Origin of the sequence: Agrobacterium sp. P15N1-A, assembly GCF_044626815.1 — a bacterium.
Lineage (GTDB): Bacteria > Pseudomonadota > Alphaproteobacteria > Rhizobiales > Rhizobiaceae > Agrobacterium > Agrobacterium leguminum.
Window position 1 is genome coordinate 123,555 of sequence record NZ_JBIUPF010000008.1, and the last position, 16,258, is coordinate 139,812.

Annotated in this window: 15 protein-coding genes and 2 pseudogenes; 5 read left to right on the forward strand and 12 right to left on the reverse strand. The window is 57.2% G+C overall.

The genetic code is table 11. The annotated features are described in order from the left end of the window. Nucleotides 1-2: 2 nt before the first annotated feature. The 3 genes from ACIK7D_RS23510 to ACIK7D_RS23520 form a co-directional block, all read right to left on the reverse strand. Nucleotides 3-779, reverse strand: coding sequence for a TorF family putative porin (locus tag ACIK7D_RS23510; RefSeq protein ID WP_400157537.1), 777 nt, complete (start codon nucleotides 777-779; stop codon nucleotides 3-5). A gap of 170 nt (nucleotides 780-949) precedes the next feature. Then, nucleotides 950-2,437: a N,N-dimethylformamidase beta subunit family domain-containing protein gene (locus ACIK7D_RS23515; protein WP_400157538.1), complete on the reverse strand. Its 1,488-nt coding sequence runs from the start codon at nucleotides 2,435-2,437 to the stop codon at nucleotides 950-952. A 169-nt stretch (nucleotides 2,438-2,606) separates the two neighbouring features. Continuing rightward, the gene (locus ACIK7D_RS23520; protein ID WP_400157539.1) at nucleotides 2,607-4,025 is read right to left on the reverse strand and encodes an APC family permease; all 1,419 of its coding nucleotides are present in this window, start codon (nucleotides 4,023-4,025) and stop codon (nucleotides 2,607-2,609) included. Between the two features lie 148 nt (nucleotides 4,026-4,173). On the opposite strand from ACIK7D_RS23520, the gene ACIK7D_RS23525 reads away from it, so the two are divergent. Next, the gene (locus ACIK7D_RS23525; protein WP_400157540.1) at nucleotides 4,174-4,830 is read left to right on the forward strand and encodes a TetR/AcrR family transcriptional regulator; all 657 of its coding nucleotides are present in this window, start codon (nucleotides 4,174-4,176) and stop codon (nucleotides 4,828-4,830) included. 184 nt (nucleotides 4,831-5,014) lie between these two features. Here ACIK7D_RS23525 and ACIK7D_RS23530 read toward each other — a convergent pair whose 3' ends face one another. Both ACIK7D_RS23530 and ACIK7D_RS23535 read right to left on the reverse strand, forming a co-directional pair. Then, nucleotides 5,015-7,225, reverse strand: coding sequence for a molybdopterin cofactor-binding domain-containing protein (locus tag ACIK7D_RS23530; RefSeq protein ID WP_400157541.1), 2,211 nt, complete (start codon nucleotides 7,223-7,225; stop codon nucleotides 5,015-5,017). A gap of 3 nt (nucleotides 7,226-7,228) precedes the next feature. Beyond that, complete coding sequence (locus ACIK7D_RS23535; RefSeq protein WP_400157696.1) at nucleotides 7,229-7,687, reverse strand: (2Fe-2S)-binding protein; 459 nt, start codon at nucleotides 7,685-7,687, stop codon at nucleotides 7,229-7,231. A gap of 348 nt (nucleotides 7,688-8,035) precedes the next feature. Between ACIK7D_RS23535 and ACIK7D_RS23540 the strand changes: the two genes are divergently transcribed. Further along, nucleotides 8,036-8,407 carry a c-type cytochrome gene (locus ACIK7D_RS23540; protein ID WP_400157542.1) on the forward strand — a complete coding sequence of 124 codons (372 nt, stop codon included), beginning with the start codon at nucleotides 8,036-8,038 and terminating at the stop codon, nucleotides 8,405-8,407. Between the two features lie 126 nt (nucleotides 8,408-8,533). Here the strand turns inward: ACIK7D_RS23540 and ACIK7D_RS23545 are convergent, their stop codons facing one another. The 3 genes from ACIK7D_RS23545 to ACIK7D_RS23555 all read right to left on the reverse strand — a co-directional run bounded on the left by ACIK7D_RS23545 (nucleotide 8,534) and on the right by ACIK7D_RS23555 (nucleotide 10,648). Continuing rightward, the gene (locus tag ACIK7D_RS23545; protein WP_400157543.1) at nucleotides 8,534-9,256 is read right to left on the reverse strand and encodes a DsbA family oxidoreductase; all 723 of its coding nucleotides are present in this window, start codon (nucleotides 9,254-9,256) and stop codon (nucleotides 8,534-8,536) included. A gap of 107 nt (nucleotides 9,257-9,363) precedes the next feature. Beyond that, nucleotides 9,364-10,008 carry an SDR family oxidoreductase gene (locus tag ACIK7D_RS23550; RefSeq protein ID WP_400157544.1) on the reverse strand — a complete coding sequence of 215 codons (645 nt, stop codon included), beginning with the start codon at nucleotides 10,006-10,008 and terminating at the stop codon, nucleotides 9,364-9,366. A 22-nt stretch (nucleotides 10,009-10,030) separates the two neighbouring features. Next, on the reverse strand, nucleotides 10,031-10,648 hold the full coding sequence (locus ACIK7D_RS23555) for an FMN-dependent NADH-azoreductase (protein WP_400157545.1): 618 nt from the start codon (nucleotides 10,646-10,648) through the stop codon (nucleotides 10,031-10,033). A gap of 92 nt (nucleotides 10,649-10,740) precedes the next feature. Between ACIK7D_RS23555 and ACIK7D_RS23560 the strand changes: the two genes are divergently transcribed. Further along, a complete protein-coding gene (locus tag ACIK7D_RS23560; protein ID WP_400157546.1) occupies nucleotides 10,741-11,133 on the forward strand; it encodes a winged helix-turn-helix transcriptional regulator in 393 nt (130 codons plus the stop codon). A gap of 60 nt (nucleotides 11,134-11,193) precedes the next feature. Here the strand turns inward: ACIK7D_RS23560 and ACIK7D_RS23565 are convergent, their stop codons facing one another. Beyond that, nucleotides 11,194-12,075, reverse strand: a complete 882-nt coding sequence (locus ACIK7D_RS23565; protein WP_400157547.1) for an AraC family transcriptional regulator N-terminal domain-containing protein — start codon at nucleotides 12,073-12,075, stop codon at nucleotides 11,194-11,196. A 134-nt stretch (nucleotides 12,076-12,209) separates the two neighbouring features. On the opposite strand from ACIK7D_RS23565, the gene ACIK7D_RS23570 reads away from it, so the two are divergent. Together ACIK7D_RS23570 and ACIK7D_RS23575 are read left to right on the forward strand one after the other, a co-directional pair. Next, entirely contained in the window at nucleotides 12,210-13,154 is a 945-nt protein-coding gene (locus tag ACIK7D_RS23570) for an aldo/keto reductase (RefSeq protein ID WP_400157548.1), read from the forward strand. Between the two features lie 202 nt (nucleotides 13,155-13,356). Next, a complete protein-coding gene (locus tag ACIK7D_RS23575) occupies nucleotides 13,357-14,283 on the forward strand; it encodes an XdhC family protein (protein ID WP_400157549.1) in 927 nt (308 codons plus the stop codon). Between the two features lie 89 nt (nucleotides 14,284-14,372). On the opposite strand, the pseudogene ACIK7D_RS23580 reads toward ACIK7D_RS23575, so the two are convergent. The 3 genes and pseudogenes from ACIK7D_RS23580 to ACIK7D_RS23590 all read right to left on the reverse strand — a co-directional run. Continuing rightward, nucleotides 14,373-15,479, reverse strand: a pseudogene (locus tag ACIK7D_RS23580) (IS3 family transposase); the annotation flags it as partial. A 17-nt stretch (nucleotides 15,480-15,496) separates the two neighbouring features. After that, nucleotides 15,497-15,919: pseudogene (locus tag ACIK7D_RS23585) on the reverse strand (IS5 family transposase); the annotation flags it as partial. Next, nucleotides 15,883-16,251 carry a transposase gene (locus ACIK7D_RS23590; protein ID WP_400157550.1) on the reverse strand — a complete coding sequence of 123 codons (369 nt, stop codon included), beginning with the start codon at nucleotides 16,249-16,251 and terminating at the stop codon, nucleotides 15,883-15,885. The pseudogene ACIK7D_RS23585 and the gene ACIK7D_RS23590, both read right to left, overlap by 37 nt. Nucleotides 16,252-16,258: the final 7 nt, after the last annotated feature.

Below are 16,258 nucleotides of genomic sequence, written 5' to 3' on the forward strand. Positions count from 1 at the left end.
TTCTAGTCGACTGCCGCGAGAATTTGACGCGCTGTTGCTGCAATATTAACGCTGAACACTACGCGAGCATGGCAGGCGGAACGCGTGACGCAGTCGGCTGAGCGAATATCTGTGTCGTGATACCTCAGATCAAGCGACACCTGCGGTGTGACGTTGTAGGTGACGCCTGCGTTCCAATACGTCCAGTCCTTCACTGGTGCGCTCATGAACGACTTTCCCAGCGCACCCGAGACGCTCCAGCTATCATCAATCTTGTACTTTGCCGTCGCCTCTACCACATCCTCTCGGACGTCAAGTTGACGCCAGTCGGGTGAATAGAAGTAGTTCAGGCCGACTGTGGTGCCTTCGATGAAGTCTGCTTCGACCCCCGCCTTGTATTCCATGTACTCTGCGTTTTGCTTTGGTAGGTCGATCGCGTAGTTGGCGTTGAAGTCAAAGCGGAGATTGTCGAACGCTGGCCTCACCCCGACCCAAAGATCCCACTCCGCCGACTGGGGATCTGCGCTGCCGTTATCGATGTTAAACCACATAGTTCCCACATAGAACGGTCCGGTATAGGCCTCGGCCAAGGCTGACATACCGGGTTTGGAGTCTGTTCCGGAAACACCGCGAAACGGAGTATCCGACATGAATTTAAGTGCGAAGAGCGCATCTGGTTCCCAAAAGGAGGATGTCGCAGCAGCGGACGCCTCGCCCGTGCCTTCGTTCAGTTTAGCGTCAGCGGCAAGCGGAGCGCCCGCTATTAACAGCATGGGAAATGCAATCAGTGCTCGTTTCATGAGATCCCCTCTCATTGTTTCTCTCTTAGCTTCTGCGCGCCACTTTAAGTAATCTTGGTATTATTTATGCAATTAAAACGTGTATTTGAGCCCGTGCGAGCTGGACGCCGTACTGTTTCCAGCAGTCGGAACGGAACTCTCCCCTATGAGGACGGTTGAGCCGACATCTGCTATGAGTCTGGCGAGTTACCGCCCCCAAACCGACGCAAGACGTTATGGGTGATTTGTTCAGTGAACGGATCAGCGTGAATGAGCCCGTTCACCCATTCGGTCGATCCCGCATTGAAGACGTTGCCCTTCCCCTGCATAAACGTGGCGACCATACCCGAACCATAACACTCACCACGGAAACGCTCCGGCAACTGATCCGCAAAAACAGTCTGCAAAAAGCTCTTAACTTCTGACTCCGGCGCCCCGAGGGGAACCGCACCATTCCATTTGTCGATCTCTCCCACTACGGCAGGAGTCATTGCCAAAATTTCCAGCGTTTCAGGAGCGCCATCCTCGAACGTGGGATACGGCAGGCCGTGCCGGAACGTATAATCGACTCCATCTAGCTCGAAGCCAGCAACGCAAACCGGAGCGGCACCAAACACGTCTCCGTAGTTCAAGTCGGTGTTGTCGAACACCCAGTGGCGTGGTCGATAAACGGTATAACCACCGCTGGAGCGTGGCGCAGCTGTCCCATAGCGGTTATAGCAGCCAGCAGTGCCGGTCAGTCCCATTGTCCAGGCCCCGGGTCTGCTGACACAGGGAGCGTCCCAAGCGGTCGTGGTACGGCTCGGGTTAATCTCATAGAGCGGATCCAACTCAGGTAATTTGTAGCAGACCTGCCGCGTGCCGCCCTCTTCGAGCCGGACCTGCCAGATGAAGTTCCCTCCGAAACGCGCCACGTTGCCGCCATTCTTGACGTAGCGTTCGACGGTATCTCTCATTTCCCAAGTCCAATATTCGTCATGTCCCACGAACGTCACGCAGGCGTACGAGTCGAGACACCCTGGATCTTCATGAAGGTCATGCTGAGTGAGGTATTCCAGCGCGTAACCCTGGCTTTCAGCCCACACGACGAAAGGACGCTCATAGGTCGCCCAGAACGCGTCAGCGGCATGCCGCGAATATCCATGGACATGCGCCCACTCGTAGGACGGGTGCCGCGGCAGCGCGCCGAGCTCCAGCACGCCAGGGAACGAGGCTCGGGGTGCTCCGATCGGCTGCCTCAGCATTCCTCGCGCGACCGGCCTCTGCGTCGACAATCGAGGTGAGGCAATATCCGTGTATGGGTCATTTCCGAGACCACGGTAGTGGTTCGCGCCCCCCCAGTCGTTATAGGCCGTCATGGTCGAGGTAGTCAGAACGAGGACGTGGCTTGGCCGGTGCGGACGATCCTGGCCACGAACGACGAAGAACCCTTCGCGCTCGTATGTTCTGCCTCCCATCTCCATGCTTACGACAATCAGATAGAAGCCGGACAAGCAATTCTCATCTATGTCAAACGATACGCTGACGGGCCAACCACACCCCCGCTCGTAAGCGTCAACAGGCGTTTCGTGCGCCTCCCCGGCTTGTCCGACCCGGCTCCAGACGCGTAGTGGTGAAGCGCCGTCACGTACGATCTCGATGTTGTACTTCTGGGCTGTTGTGTGAACATGGATGCGCACCGTCTCCCCGGGGCGATAACTAAACCTGTCAGCGTAGCACCAAAGCTCCGGGGTATCCGGGTTCCCACTCGGCCGCTCTATCGAGAAGCCTGGAACTGACCACGCGTACCGAGGCCCCAAAGAGGCACTGGTCGGACCTGGATAGACAGATCGATCCATTCCATTCACCTTAGAGTTGGTCATTGAGCAGGACCTCTCGGCCAACGCCGGGCGAACGCAACGCACCGATCAGGAACGCGACGATCAACGGCATGCTGATAAGGATGTTGCCCATGGGGCCCAGCATCGTCAGTAGATGAAGTTGGGTGCAGACGAGAAGCATGACTATGGCAATGGCGATGGCGGAAACGGTCGGGGCAACGATGCGATGCCACACGGATTCTCCCCGATGATCGCGCCTGAAGTAGCCGATGACCGCTAAGCAGGTTAGCACTTGCAGCGCCAGGACACCGAGCAGCGTCGGCGTGTTGGTCCAGACGACCACTTGGGTGTATGGGTCGAGCGCGGACATACCGAACGCGGTAATCGCCCCGAGAACGATGACAGTCTGAACCGTCACGGCAACTGTCGGACTTCCGGTCGATGCTGTTGTGGAGAGACCTTTCGGCAGAATGCCCGAGCGACCTAGAGAGAAGAGATAACGAGCCGAGGCGTTATGCAGTGCCAATACGCCTGCCGTGAAGCTCGTGACGATCAGAACCATCATGACATCGGTTACTGCGCGCCCAACATAAATGGAGCTGATCATGAACACGAAGTTTTGCGGGTCTGTCGATAGCTTAGCCATCAACGCGGATGGCCCAGCCGCCATAAGAATCAGCCAGGAACACACAGTATAGATGGCGGCTAACAGAGCGACCGCAGTGTATGTTGCGCGCGGTACGGTCCGTGCTGGATCGGTTACCTCCTCGCTATAGACAGCGGTTTGTTCGAAGCCGATGAATACAATGAAGGTGACCACAAGAAGTGGTCCTATCGATGAGAAGGACCACGTGCCCGGATCAAATGACGTGAAGGAATAGCCTTCAGGTACGCCCTGGAGAAGTATCGATGCCATCAAGACTAATAGAATCCCCACCTCGGCCAAGAGAAGGACGGCTAGCAGTCGGGCGCCCGCATCGACCCGCAAATAAGAGACGACCGATACAAAGAATCCAATGACCAGAGCAGAGACCGCCCAATGCAGCTCGATCCCGGCCAACAAGCGAAGTGTGGTCGTGGCAAAGAGGCCGGCAACAGCACAAAAGCCAATCTGCCCCATTGTGTATGAGGTGTAGGCGACGAAAGCAGAGCCCGCTCCTACCCGACTTCCCAAACCATGCGTGATGTACGCGAAAAATGCACCCGTGTTTCGAATATGGCGACTCATGGCCGTGAAGCCCACCGCAAAGACCATGTACACTGCGCCTGCCATCAAGAAGCCCGCTGGTACAGTGCGTCCGCCGACCAAGAACTGTAGCGGCGTCAATCCTGTCAGCACGGTGAGTGGTGCCGCTGCCGCGATGACGAAGAAGACGAGATGCGTGGCGCTAACTGAACCCACGCGAAGACCCTCGGGCCGATCGCCCGTCGGAATACGGTTCGTCATATTTGTTCCCCTTTTTTTGTTCGGTCAATCTGCTGGATGTGGCAGCCTATTGATCGATAGGATGAATGTCTATCAAACGATAGGGCGGGTTGTAAAGTGATAGATCCGGCGATAGAGAGGGTTTTTATGACGAAGAGGGATCATAGGAATGCATGAGGTCGACATCAGCCCGGTTGGTGTACTTGAAGACATTGCGGAAGGCTCCACGGCAGAATTGATCCTTCAGGCGGCCGGCCGTCTTTTTGCGGCTAAAGGTTTTCATGGAATTTCGACGAGGGAGATCGCGCAGGCCGTAGGAATTCGCCAGCCCTCACTTTTTCACCACTTCTCGTCGAAGACGCAGATCGCGCAGTATCTTTTGGAATACGGACGACTGCGATCTCCGTTGCTACGGGGCGTTGAATTGCTGCCACAGGCAAGGCCAGCCGTTCGACTCTACGCAACGTTTAGATATGAAATCGAATTGGAGGTCTCCAGTCGTTTCGAAATGCGCGGCTTGTATCTGACGGGGCTGCTAGAGGAGCCCGAGTTCGCTTTCTGGAAGAGTAAGTACGACGCAGCGCGCGCCAGAGGATATGAACTGATAAAGCAGGGAATGAATCGCGGGGATTTCAGCCAAGGCCCGATTGACATTGTTGTCAATTTTTTCGACGCGATCCTTTTGAGCGCTGTGCGATGGAGGCAACAAGATCCCTTGGCCGTAGACGCCGACGCGGTCACGTCACTACTACTCAAATCCGTTCTCAACCAAACACAGGAATTATCTGATATAAGGTCTGAGGCGTTGAGGCTCTTGTCATCATAAAGCCTGGCCGCTGCGAAGTTAACCGGCGACGCCGCAGACATGTTCACAGTTCCTAGCCATGCCGTTGGCAAGCACAACCCGCCCTAAATTCCACGTTGTTCTCACCAAATGGAACCTCCACTAAGCCAATCGCTAGATCGCGGGTGGGGACGGCGGATTTTTTCTGCGTCTGAAGCGGTTTACTTCAGGCATTGATCGATCTGGCGAAAGGCAAAACACGGATTCGCTTTCCGAGCGCATTGTAAATCGCGTTGGCGACAGCAGGGCCGATCGGTGGGACGCCTGGCTCACCAATCCCCGAAGGCGGGTTAGCGGAGGCGAGTATGTGAACCTCCACGACTGGCATCGAGTCGATCCTGAGCGGCAGGTACATATCGTAGTTCCCCTGATCGACTTTGCCGGCGGTCAGAGTGATTTCTTCAGACATTATGGCACCAAGACCGAAGCCTATCCCGCCCTCGACCTGCGCACGGACTTGGTCGGGATTGACTGCCAAGCCGCAATCAACAGCGGCGACCACGCGTTCGACTTTGAAGCTGCCGCTGCCTTCAGTCGAAACCTCGGCGATTTGGGCCACCACCGTACCAAAGCATTCAGCAACGGAGACGCCACGAAACCGGCCTTTCGGCAATTCCTTTGACCACTCGGCTTTTTCTGCCGCAAGCTTCAGGATGGTGGCATGGCGCGATTGCGGATCGAGCATCGACAAGCGGAATTCAATTGGATCGCGGCCCGCCGCCTCGGCGAGTTCATCGATAAAAGTTTCTACGGCGAATGTGTTGTGGGTCGATCCCACCGAACGCCACCAAAGCACTGGGACTCCAACCTCGGTAGTGGACAGGCCTATGGTTTGATTTGGTATCGCGTAAGGCAGATCGGCTACCCCCTCGACCGATGACGGGTCGACGCCGTTCTTGATCGCACCTTGGAAGGCGGTGTTGGCCATGAGTGATTGACCGACCACGTGATCACTCAGAGCGACCAGCTTTCCGTCGCCATCAAGGCCAGCCTTCAGATGATGGACATAGACGGGGCGGTAGCGTCCGCCGCGCATGTCGTCTTCTCGTGTCCATTGTACCTTAACCGGAGCGCGGAACCCGATGGCTTGTGCGATATAGACCGCCTCAACGATGACGTCGCCGTCGAACACGGAGCGTCTGCCGAAGCTGCCACCGGTTTTCATAACATGAAGACGCACCTTGTCGGGCGTGATGCCGACGATCTGGCTGGCGAGCATCTGGTATATATCCGGGTATTGGTGTCCGCCCCACACTTCCAGCGTTCCGTCATCATTCCTGCGCGCAACGGCGTTAAGCGGCTCCATCGCGGCATGAGCCAGATAGGGAAATTCCAGAGTAGCTTCCAAGACCTTGGCCACCCCGGCAAAGGCGGCATCGACGTCCCCGTCTTTGCGTGCGATGGCCGCCGGCGCCTTGAGCGCAAGATCCTTGTACATCGATATGAGCTCCAGTGTACCTCGCTTTTCGGCACCGGTCTCATCCCATTCAACCTTGACGGCTTCGCGCCCCTTGATCGCCGCCCACATATGCTCGGCGACAATCGCAACTCCACGCGGCGTTTCAACGACATCAACGACGCCTTTGATCGAGCGTGCCGCCGTCGCGTAGAAGGACTTGACCTTGGCGCCAAACAGCGGCGGGTGGATCATCACTGCGGTCAGCATGCCGGGCAGTTTGACGTCGATGGTATACTGCTCGGTGCCATTCGTCTTGCGGGCGCTGTCGAAGCGCTTCAGCTCTGCGTTCCCGATCAGCTTCCAATCACCCGGCTCCTTGAGCTTGAGGTCGGTGGGAACAGGCAGAGCCGCCGCTTTGGCGGCAAACTCGCCGATGCCATCCTTCTTGCCGGATGGGTGTGACAGGATGCCGTTCTCGATCGCGACCTCGGAGGCTTGCACGCCCCATTCGGAGGCCGCGGCGGCGATCAGCATGGCACGGGCCGCGGCGCCTGCCTTACGGTAGCGCTCCCAAGACGTGACCATCGAGGTGGAACCACCCGTTCCCTGGAAGGCACCACCAAAGGCGATATTGCCATAGACCTTTGAGTTTCCGGCGACACCCATAACGTCGATCGTCGACCAGTCGGCGTCGAGTTCTTCCGCTACCAGCGTCGCGAGGCCGTTATAGGAGCCCTGCCCCATCTCGAACTGTGACGAAAGAACAGTAACCTTGCCATCGCCGCCGATCGTCAAATACGGGGTTAAGGCCGGTGAACCACTCGCGGGCGTTGTGTCGGCCGCCTCTGCGGGTGAGACCGCCAGAATATGAAAGCCGACCGCCAGCCCGCCAGCCACTGTCATCGAACCGAGCAGGAACTGCCGGCGTGACGCTTGCGCTGCCGGAAGAGCCAGGGATTGCATCAGTTTCGGGATCATCTCTCAACCCTCCAAACGCTTGGCAGCTTCGTGAATACCGGCGCGGATACGGTGATAGGTGGCGCAGCGACAGAGATTGCCTGCCATCGCAGCATCAATGTCTTCGTCAGTGGGCTTGGGATTGTTCGTAAGCAGATCGGTGGCCGAAATGATCTGCCCGGACTGGCAGTAGCCACATTGCGGCACGTCGAGATCGGCCCAGACGGTCTGCACCGTTTTGGCGATCTTGCCGTTCAGTCCCTCGATGGTCGTGACCGTTGCAGTACCAATATCGCCGACAAAAGTCTGGCAGGAACGTACCGGTGCGCCATCCAGCAACACCGTGCAGGCGCCGCACTGCGCCATGCCGCATCCAAACTTTGTCCCGGTCAGTCCGATCAGGTCGCGGATCGCCCAGAGAAGTGGCATGTCCGCGTCAGCATCGATCTCATGCCCGGTGCCGTTGATCGTTAAGGTTACCACGGTGCCCTCCTTCATCTGTGACACGCAGAATACTGCGCGGCCATCCGATCCGAAGTCGGTTGGCCATCATCATACTACCGCTCGAAATTAAAGGAGCGTCGGAATGGCTGCTAGACGCGATCCTGCCGTTTTATTGCTCGATCCTGCCTGTCGAGATCACGGATTGGACGTTCAGAGGCGGCATACCGCGCTAAGCAGGATCGAGCAATAAAACGGCAGGATCGCGCCTATCGCATCTCTCGGAAGGTTCCTACTTTATCCAAAAAAGCGTGACCGAGGACGTGAATCTGGTGTGTCTGATTGACACACCAAGCCGAGACTTATTGCCGAGGAGTACTACTTGCAACCATGAGCAAATTGAAAATGACATTGGCACTTTTTCTCGCCAGCCTGACATTCTGTCCGGTTGCAGCGACTGCGGATGGCGACGCTCGCCGTGGCGAAAAGCTTTTTGCCCGTTGCAGCGCCTGCCACTCCGAAAATGGTCAAAAGAAAATCGGGCCTTCGCTCGCCGGTGTCGTTGGCCGCAAGGCCGGCAGCCTCGATGGTGTGCGCTATTCAAATGCGCTTAAGCAATCGAATCTGGTTTGGACAGATGAGAGCTTGAACGCTTTTCTTACTGCTCCCGCGAGGCTGGTGCCCGGTACGACGATGACCGTTCGAATTTCCAACGAGCAGGACCGCCAAGACCTTATTTCCTATATGAAATCATTAAACTGAGTACGCTTGGCGTCTCTAAATATCCCTCTCAAAGCAGACATCGCCGCAGGGATGGATCGGACCCGGGGGATATTCCTCGCCGACCCGTACCTGCCAAAGCGAACCTGCTGAGACATTTAGCCAGCCTTACGATGGTCGAGTCGTCGGAATGTCACATGTGCCGTCTGTGCAGAAACCCGTATCCATGCCACCGCCCGAAATCGTGACAAGCGGCGGCGACGCCATCCAGGCTTGCTCCAGCGCGTCCAGAAAGGTCTGCGGCGCTTGGGCTCCTGGAAGGCTGAGTTTCTCATCGATCATGAAAAACGGAATGGCGTTGAGGCGCAACCGCCGTGCAGTCTGTGCATCTGTCCGAACCTGGTGGGCGAAAGCTTCACCGGCGAGGACGGCGTGCGTTTCTCCGGCATTGATGCCGACTTCCCTTGCAAGTTCGACCAAGACATCAATATCGCCGAGCGCCTTACCCTCGCTGAAGTGGGCCCTGAAGAGGCGCTCCTCCATCCTCATTTGTACGCCATTGGTGCGGGCGAATTGTATCAGGCGATGCGCATCGAATGAGTTGCCATAGCGCGCTAGATCGAAATTGTAGTCGAGTCCTTCCTGTGCGCCGAGCCGGCGCATCTGATCGTTCATCGCGACAGCCTCGTTAAGACGCAAGCCGTGCTTTTCCGACAAGGTGTCATTGAGGTTTTTGTTCGTAACGGGTGGTGCATCCGGATCGAGTTGATAGCTGCGCCAGATGACGTCCACCTGGTCGCGATGCTCGAACAAGGCCAGCGCCTTGTCGAAACGGTGTTTGGCGATGTAGCACCATGGGCAGGCCACATCGGACCAGACCTCAATTTTCATGGCTTTTCCTCGATTGATCGGATAGCTGCGGGGCAGAGTCCCGTGAGTGGCGAGATGATTATTAAGGTCCATGCACGCTGCCTTACACAAGCAGCTTCCACTTCGGTTTACGAATGGTCAGCAATGCCGGGAGCGGCCCATACAAACTCTCGGCTCGAGACCTGACCGAACAGAAACTTCGCCAGATTGCCTCTGGACAGTTTCATGCCGAGCTTCGCCTTTCCGTAGAAACCGACCGCCGGTCCGCCATTGGCTGGGCCCTCCTTGAGGAAGGGAAGCCGCACCAGGGTCCAGTCGAGGCCTGAGCCTGAAATCAGTTGCCCGGTTGCCTTGATGTCGTCATAGGCACTCCGGGCGATAAGCTTGATCAGCATCACCATGGCTTTCGCCTTCAGATCGAAGCAGTCCTGCGGATCGCGGTGGCTTGCGGTCGAGACCTGAACAAGCCGCCGGACACCCAGTTCGTCCATGGCCGAAATCGCGTTGCGAAGGCCATTCATGATCGGTAGCGTCTCTTGCGTCTTGGCGCCGTTCGGGCCAAGGGCGCTGATCACCGCATCGGAGCCGGCGATGTTTCTGCGGATCGCGTCTCGATCCTTGAGATCGCCGGTGACGATTTCGATCCTACCGGCATATTCCGCCAGCTTGGTGGCATCGCGGGTATAGGCGGAGAGCGCATACCCCCGCCTGAGCCCTTCCTCGATGATGTATTTTCCGGTGGGGCCAGTGGCCCCGAAAAGTGCAATCTTCATCTTATAGCCCTCCGCAAGCCCATCAGGCAGCGCGTTCCAGCGCAGCCCGGATCTGTGCCTCAGTGGAGGCAATGGCGGCCCTGGCTGCGTCCGGGCTTACGAGCGTTCCTTCCACCCGGATCACTTCGATATCCCTCAGTCCGATGAACCCGAGAAGGTGTGTGAGGTAGGTCGTCTGGAAATCAAAGGGGGCATAACTGCCTTCCGAAAAGACGCCGCCAGTTGCCGTCACGAGATAGACCTTCTTGTTCGGCAGCAATCCCATCGGACCAGTTGCGCCGTAGCGGAAGGTGACGCCCGGCCAGGTGATGTGGTCGAACCAGGCCTTGAGTTGCGTGGGCGGGCCGAAGTTGATCATGCCCGAACCAATGACGATCACATCGGCGGCCTGAACCTCATCGACGAGGCTCTGGGCGAGATCGACGGCTTCGGTCTGTTCGGGGGTGCGTGTCTCAGGCGGCGCAATGCGACCATCGATATAGGCTGCCGTGATATGCGGCAGCGATGTCGCCCCGAGATCACGTTCGACAATTGCGCCACCAGAACGTGCGCTAAGGCTATCAGCGATGTCGCGAGCAAATCGGGTGGAATGGCTCTGAGGTCCGCGTGGGCTGGAAGTGACGAGGAGGATGTTGGTCATGGTGTACTCCTGTGAGCAGTATGTTCTACTGACCAGATATGGTATATTGACCAACCATGCCGCAAGAACGCATATTTTCGAGGCCTAGTCACATGCATATGCCTGCCACACCAGATCAGCCCGGCACAAACCCCGATTGTCGAAAGGTCAACGCGATCCTCGGTCGCGTGGGCGATAAGTGGACCATTCTAGCGATCACGATGCTCGCCGAGCAGCCTCGGCGCTTCAACGAGTTGAAACGGCTGATAGGCGGGATTTCTCAGCAAATGCTCACCCGCACGCTCAAGGCTCTGGAAGCGGACGGGATGGTGACGCGTAAGGTCCATCCGACCGTACCGCCTCAAGTCGAGTATAGCCTGACCGATCTGGGCATTTCTCTTGCCGAACCGATCATGCAACTCGCGACGTGGGTGCTTGATCATCTGGGCGAGATTGAAGCCCATCGCGCAATGCACAAGGAAGAGGCAAGACAACAGCGCAAGTAGCTCGACAGCACTCGTCCGCCTTCCCGCACGGGCCGGTTCACGCAAGTGCTGTAGGAAGACCTATGGTCCGGGATCAACGATGTTCTGCAGTTTTCCGGCGTCCTGCCGGGGTGGTGCGCCGAAGAGCCGCTTATACTCGCGGCTGAACTGCGAGACGCTCTCGTAGCCGACCGCGTAGGCCACGGTCGCTGCTTCCGAGTGCTCCGCAATGAGGCGTCGGCGCGCGTCATGCAGGCGGATTTGCTTCTGGTATTGCAGCGGGCTTAGTCCTGTAATCGCCTTGAAACGGCGATGGAACACCGACACGCTCATGCCCGCTACCGTCGCCATGACCTCGATGCTCAAATGCTCTGTGTAGTGCTCGCGAATCCATGCCATCGCCCGCCGGATATGGGACAGGCGGCTGCCGGTACCAGCGATCTGCCGGAGCAGTGCCCCCTGCGGTCCCATGAGGAGGCGGAACATGAGTTCGTGCTCCCTGTGACGCGCCATGATCGGGATTTCGCTGGGACGGTCCAGAAGTTCCGCAAAGCGCCGCCAAGCTTCGGTTAATGCCGGCCCCGCAGGGCTGAATCCAAACCCCTTATCCATCGCCGGTTCGGGCATGCCACCCATCTCCAAGAGGAGCGCCGAGATCACTTCCAGATCGATGTATAGATTGAGAGCAACATAGGGCTGCTCGGGTGAAGCCTCGCTGATCTGTCCCATGGCAGCGAGTTCGGCTGCCACCACCATGCAATGGCCGGCGCCGTATTCCAGCATTTGATTGCCGATGAAAACCTGCTTGGACCCTTGCAGCACAAAGCAGACAACCGGGTCATAAACCAACCAGCCGGGTTCCGAGGGGCGGTCGAAGGTGCTGACGCTAACGCGCGGCAGTTTCAGTTGCGGCTTGCCGGCATGGCGCAAGACGATGGCTTTGAGTTGAGAAAGATCGGTCATGATATCATCTGATAGCGATCACCCGGAAACGTCAAGTGATCGGCAGGATCAGGCAATCAATCGGCAGAATCGAGCATCGCCTAGTCAACGCGTGAGAGCCACATTGGTGACATCGCACACGAAAGGACGTTTAGATGCAGCAACGCAAGCTTGGCCGGCACGGCCTCACTGTTGGCGCTATTGGTTACGGTGCCATGGGCACCGCCATCGGCTACGGCCCCAGCGATGATCAGGAATCGATCACGGCGATCCGCCGCGCCCATGAACTCGGCGTCACCCACTTCGACACCGCCCGCATGTATGGCTGGGGTGAAGGCGAAAAGCTGCTCGGTATTGCCCTGCGGCCAATCCGCGACCAGGTGACGGTCGCAACGAAGTTCGGCCTGACGGAGAGCTATGCCCCCGACTCCCGGCCGGGGACCATCCGCCAAGTTGTAGACTCCAGTCTCAAGAATCTGAACGTCGAGACTATCGATCTGCTCTACCAGCACATTCCCGACCCCAATGTCCCGATCGAAGATGTCGTGGGCGTGATGCAGGAGCTTGTCCAGGCGGGCAAGGTGAAATATCTCGGCCTGTCCAACTCGGACGAAGAAACCATCCGCCGCGCCAGCGCCGTCGCTCCGATTTCTGTGCAGCAATATCAGTATTCCATCTTCGCCAGGGATGTGGAGCCGCTGTTTCCGGTCCTCGAAGAGCTGGGTATCGGGCTGGTTGCCTACTCACCGCTGGCGCGTGGCTTCCTGACCGGCCAGGTCACATCGCGCGATCACTATGCCGCCGACGATTTCCGGCAGAATCTCGGTTGGTGGGCGTCGGGGAATTTCGAGAAGAACGTGGAGATCGCAAAGGAACTTGGTTCACTCGCCGTCGAGAAGGGTGTCAGCCTCTCTCAGCTTTCGTTAGCTTGGCTTCTGGCGCGGAAGGACTACATCGTCCCGATCCCAGGTTCTCGCAACCCGAGACGTGTGGCGGAGAACATTTCGGCTGCTGAACTTGTGCTGTCTGACGCGGACCTCAAGCGTATCGATGAAATCGCCCCTAATGGGGGTATAGGTGGCCTCCTCTGGGGCGAATAGGATTGAGCTCGTCGTTGTGGGTGGGCGATCTCGCCCCATCGACCGGGAGGATTTTGTCGCGACCTCGTCGGTTTTTCTTGGTATCAAAGGCGGTTGATACACTATGTCGCTGAGGTCGAAGAATCCCGCCTCGGTACCGGGCACGCCTTGATGTCGCAAATCGTTGAAGTGCGAAAGGCAGCAACTTTCTCGGAGATATGATTTGGCCAAGATTGTGCATTCGGTAATCCCAGCACCTGTTCGCGCAGATTTGACTGACGATCCTCTGGACGTCCTCCGCTTTGCCGTGAAGGCAGCGCCACAGGGAGCCGCTTTGGCGACGCTCACCGACATAAGGGGGGGTGCTGCGCGAGCCATAGGAAGTCAAATGGCTATTGCCGCTGATGGTCGGTTTTGCGGTTATGTTTCTGGAGGATGTGTCGAAGCTGCGGTCGCCGCCGAGGCACTACTTGCAATGTCGACAGGTCGCGATCGGTGTCTGAGGTTGGGAGAAGGATCCCCTTTTTTTGATATAGTTCTCCCCTGCGGGGGCGGCATTACGGTAACTATTCACCTTCTGCGGAATGTGCTCGGCCTAGAACGGGTAATCCGGGAACTTGAGATGCGACGCTTCGCAGCGCTTGAATATTCTCTAGCCGACCAGACGCTTTCTTTCTCGGACAAAGTGCCAAAACGAGGTCTCTGGTCCGGCAGCAAGTTCATTACCCCATACCGCCCTCGCACACGCTTGATCGTATCAGGCCACCCGGCAGAAGTTAGAGCTGTTTCGGCGCTGGCCAAGAGCTCCGGCTTTGAACTGATCGCCTTCACGCATTCCGGTGCTCGCAATGCGACTTTGGGCTTGATCGACGCCTTCTCAGCAGTTGTTCTCCTTCATCATGACCTGGATTCTGAGGCGCCTCTTCTTGAGCCAGCTCTGCAGTCGGAAGCGTTCTATATCGGTGCCCTTGGGAGCACGCGAACCCACACGTCTCGCATGGAACGTTTAAGGAAAAATGGTATGCCGCAAGAAGCGATTGATCGAGTCAGGGCGCCTATCGGAATGTTTGGACCAACTCGGGACTCGAATTCTCTTGCGATTTCCGTTCTTGCAGACGTCGCTGCTGCACGACTTGTTGCCTATACGTAGACGGCATATTGTCGTTCCCGATGTTGATTGCCACTGAGAACTGACCCGGCGTGGCGTGATAGGGGATGCGGATAAAAACTTGGACTGATTTAGACGCTAAGGCCAAGACTTCTGCGATACTCGATGGGACTGAGTGATCCCAATGATAATTTGATGCGCTTTTCATTGTACCATCGGATGTAGGCATCAACCTCGCGGACAAACTGCTCGATCGTGATGGTTCTCCAGTCGCCAGGATAAAACAGTTCCGTTTTCAACCGACCGAAGAAGCCTTCGCACGCGGCGTTATCCTGTGAACAGCCCTTGCGAGACATCGAACGTAATAGCTTCGCATCGCTAATCCGCGTGAGCCAGCCCGGCCAGCGATAATGCGCTCCACGATCAGAGTGGACGATCGTCCTGCCTTCGCCGTCGGTAACGGTCTCGATGACGGCGTCCAGCATCGTGTTGACCAGCCCCGCATCCGGTTGCGTTCCAATTGACCAACTGATCACCATGCCATCGAAGCAATCTATGATGGGCGACAGGTACACCTTTCCAGCTGGAATTTGGAATTCGGTGATGTCTGTGAGCCATTTCTCGTTCGGTGTTTTCGCTCTGAAGTCCCGGTTGATCAGGTTCTCCGGCGCAGGACTGATTTCTCCCATATACGAGCCAAAACGCCGTCGCGGTCTGGCGACCACCAAACTCTCCTGCTTCATCAATCGCTGCACAACCTTTTCCGAGATTGTTACGCTCTGCCTGGCCAGTGACGCCTGCAGTCTGCGGTAGCCGTAGCAGCGATGGTTGCTTTCGAAGATTTCCGTCAGGCTGCGGCGGATGGCGACATACTTGTCTTCCAGATTCACTCGGGTGCGGTGGTAGAAGTACGAGCTCCGCGCAATCCCCACCTGCAAAAGCAGTTCTGGCAATCGATAGGTATCTTTGAGGGCGTCAATCAGCTGTGTCTTTTCCCGATTACTCAGGAGTTGCAGATCGACGCCCAGGCCTTTTTTTAGCAATTCATTGGCCTTCTTCAGCAGATCATGTTCAAGCTGCAATTGTCGGACATCGCGCTGGAGGGCTTCAAGCTGTCGCTCGAGTTCTTCGCGCTCCGACGCTGGCGCAGAAGTGTTGCGGCGTTTCATGGATGAGGCAGCCTCTTGACCGAGTAACTCATTCCTCCAAGCGTACAACGTCGGCCGGCATACACCTAGGCTCAGGACTCGTTAAATCAAAGCCAGAAGATTACGGCTGCTGCTATGCATATGCTTGAGAAGAAGGTATGCGCGCATCGGTCGTAACGGGTTGCGATGCGCCGCCAGTCCTTGAGTTTGGCGAAGAGGTTCTCGACCTTGTGGCGCTTCTTGTAGAGCGCCTTGTCATATGGATATGGAACTTTCCTGCTTCGGCTCGAAGGGATGCAGGGCTCGATGCCCTTTGCCAGCAAGGCTTCCCGGAACGCCTTGCTGTCATAGCCCCGGTCTCCAATCAGTGTTCTGGCCGGCGGCAGGGCATCCAGAACAAGGCGAGCGCCCTTGTGGTCGCTCATCTGGCCTTCGCTCAGGAGCATGATGATCGGGCGTCCCTCATCATCACAGACAGTGTGCAGTTTGGAATTCAGCCCGCCTTTTGTTCGCCCGATACGACGGGGAACGTCCCCTTTTTGAGCAGACTTGCCGCCGTACGGTGCGCCTTCAGGTGCGTGGCGTCGATCATGATGCGCTCGGGCCCAGGCCCTTCACCGGCCAGCGCCGAGAAGATGCGGTCGAACACGCCAAGGCGGCTCCAGCGGATGAAACGGTTATAGAGCGTCTTGTGCGGGCCATAGTCCTTTGGCGCGTCTTTCCACTGCAAGCCATGCTTGATAACGTAGACAATCCCGCTGACGACACGGCGATCATCAACGCGGGGAACACCATGTGCCAGCGGAAAATGTGGTGCAATACGAACCATCTGACGCTCGCTCAGCAAAAACAAATCACTCATCACGGTC

Coding starts and splice junctions, on each gene's coding strand:
- ACIK7D_RS23590 (WP_400157550.1), bottom strand. CDS start 16,251: ATGAGTGATTTGTTTTTGCTGAGCGAGCGTCAGATGGTTCGTATTGCA.
- ACIK7D_RS23560 (WP_400157546.1), top strand. CDS start 10,741: ATGCATATGCCTGCCACACCAGATCAGCCCGGCACAAACCCCGATTGT.
- ACIK7D_RS23520 (WP_400157539.1), bottom strand. CDS start 4,025: ATGACGAACCGTATTCCGACGGGCGATCGGCCCGAGGGTCTTCGCGTG.
- ACIK7D_RS23530 (WP_400157541.1), bottom strand. CDS start 7,225: ATGATCCCGAAACTGATGCAATCCCTGGCTCTTCCGGCAGCGCAAGCG.
- ACIK7D_RS23510 (WP_400157537.1), bottom strand. CDS start 779: ATGAAACGAGCACTGATTGCATTTCCCATGCTGTTAATAGCGGGCGCT.
- ACIK7D_RS23555 (WP_400157545.1), bottom strand. CDS start 10,648: ATGACCAACATCCTCCTCGTCACTTCCAGCCCACGCGGACCTCAGAGC.
- ACIK7D_RS23525 (WP_400157540.1), top strand. CDS start 4,174: ATGCATGAGGTCGACATCAGCCCGGTTGGTGTACTTGAAGACATTGCG.
- ACIK7D_RS23570 (WP_400157548.1), top strand. CDS start 12,210: ATGCAGCAACGCAAGCTTGGCCGGCACGGCCTCACTGTTGGCGCTATT.
- ACIK7D_RS23550 (WP_400157544.1), bottom strand. CDS start 10,008: ATGAAGATTGCACTTTTCGGGGCCACTGGCCCCACCGGAAAATACATC.
- ACIK7D_RS23545 (WP_400157543.1), bottom strand. CDS start 9,256: ATGAAAATTGAGGTCTGGTCCGATGTGGCCTGCCCATGGTGCTACATC.
- ACIK7D_RS23565 (WP_400157547.1), bottom strand. CDS start 12,075: ATGACCGATCTTTCTCAACTCAAAGCCATCGTCTTGCGCCATGCCGGC.
- ACIK7D_RS23540 (WP_400157542.1), top strand. CDS start 8,036: ATGAGCAAATTGAAAATGACATTGGCACTTTTTCTCGCCAGCCTGACA.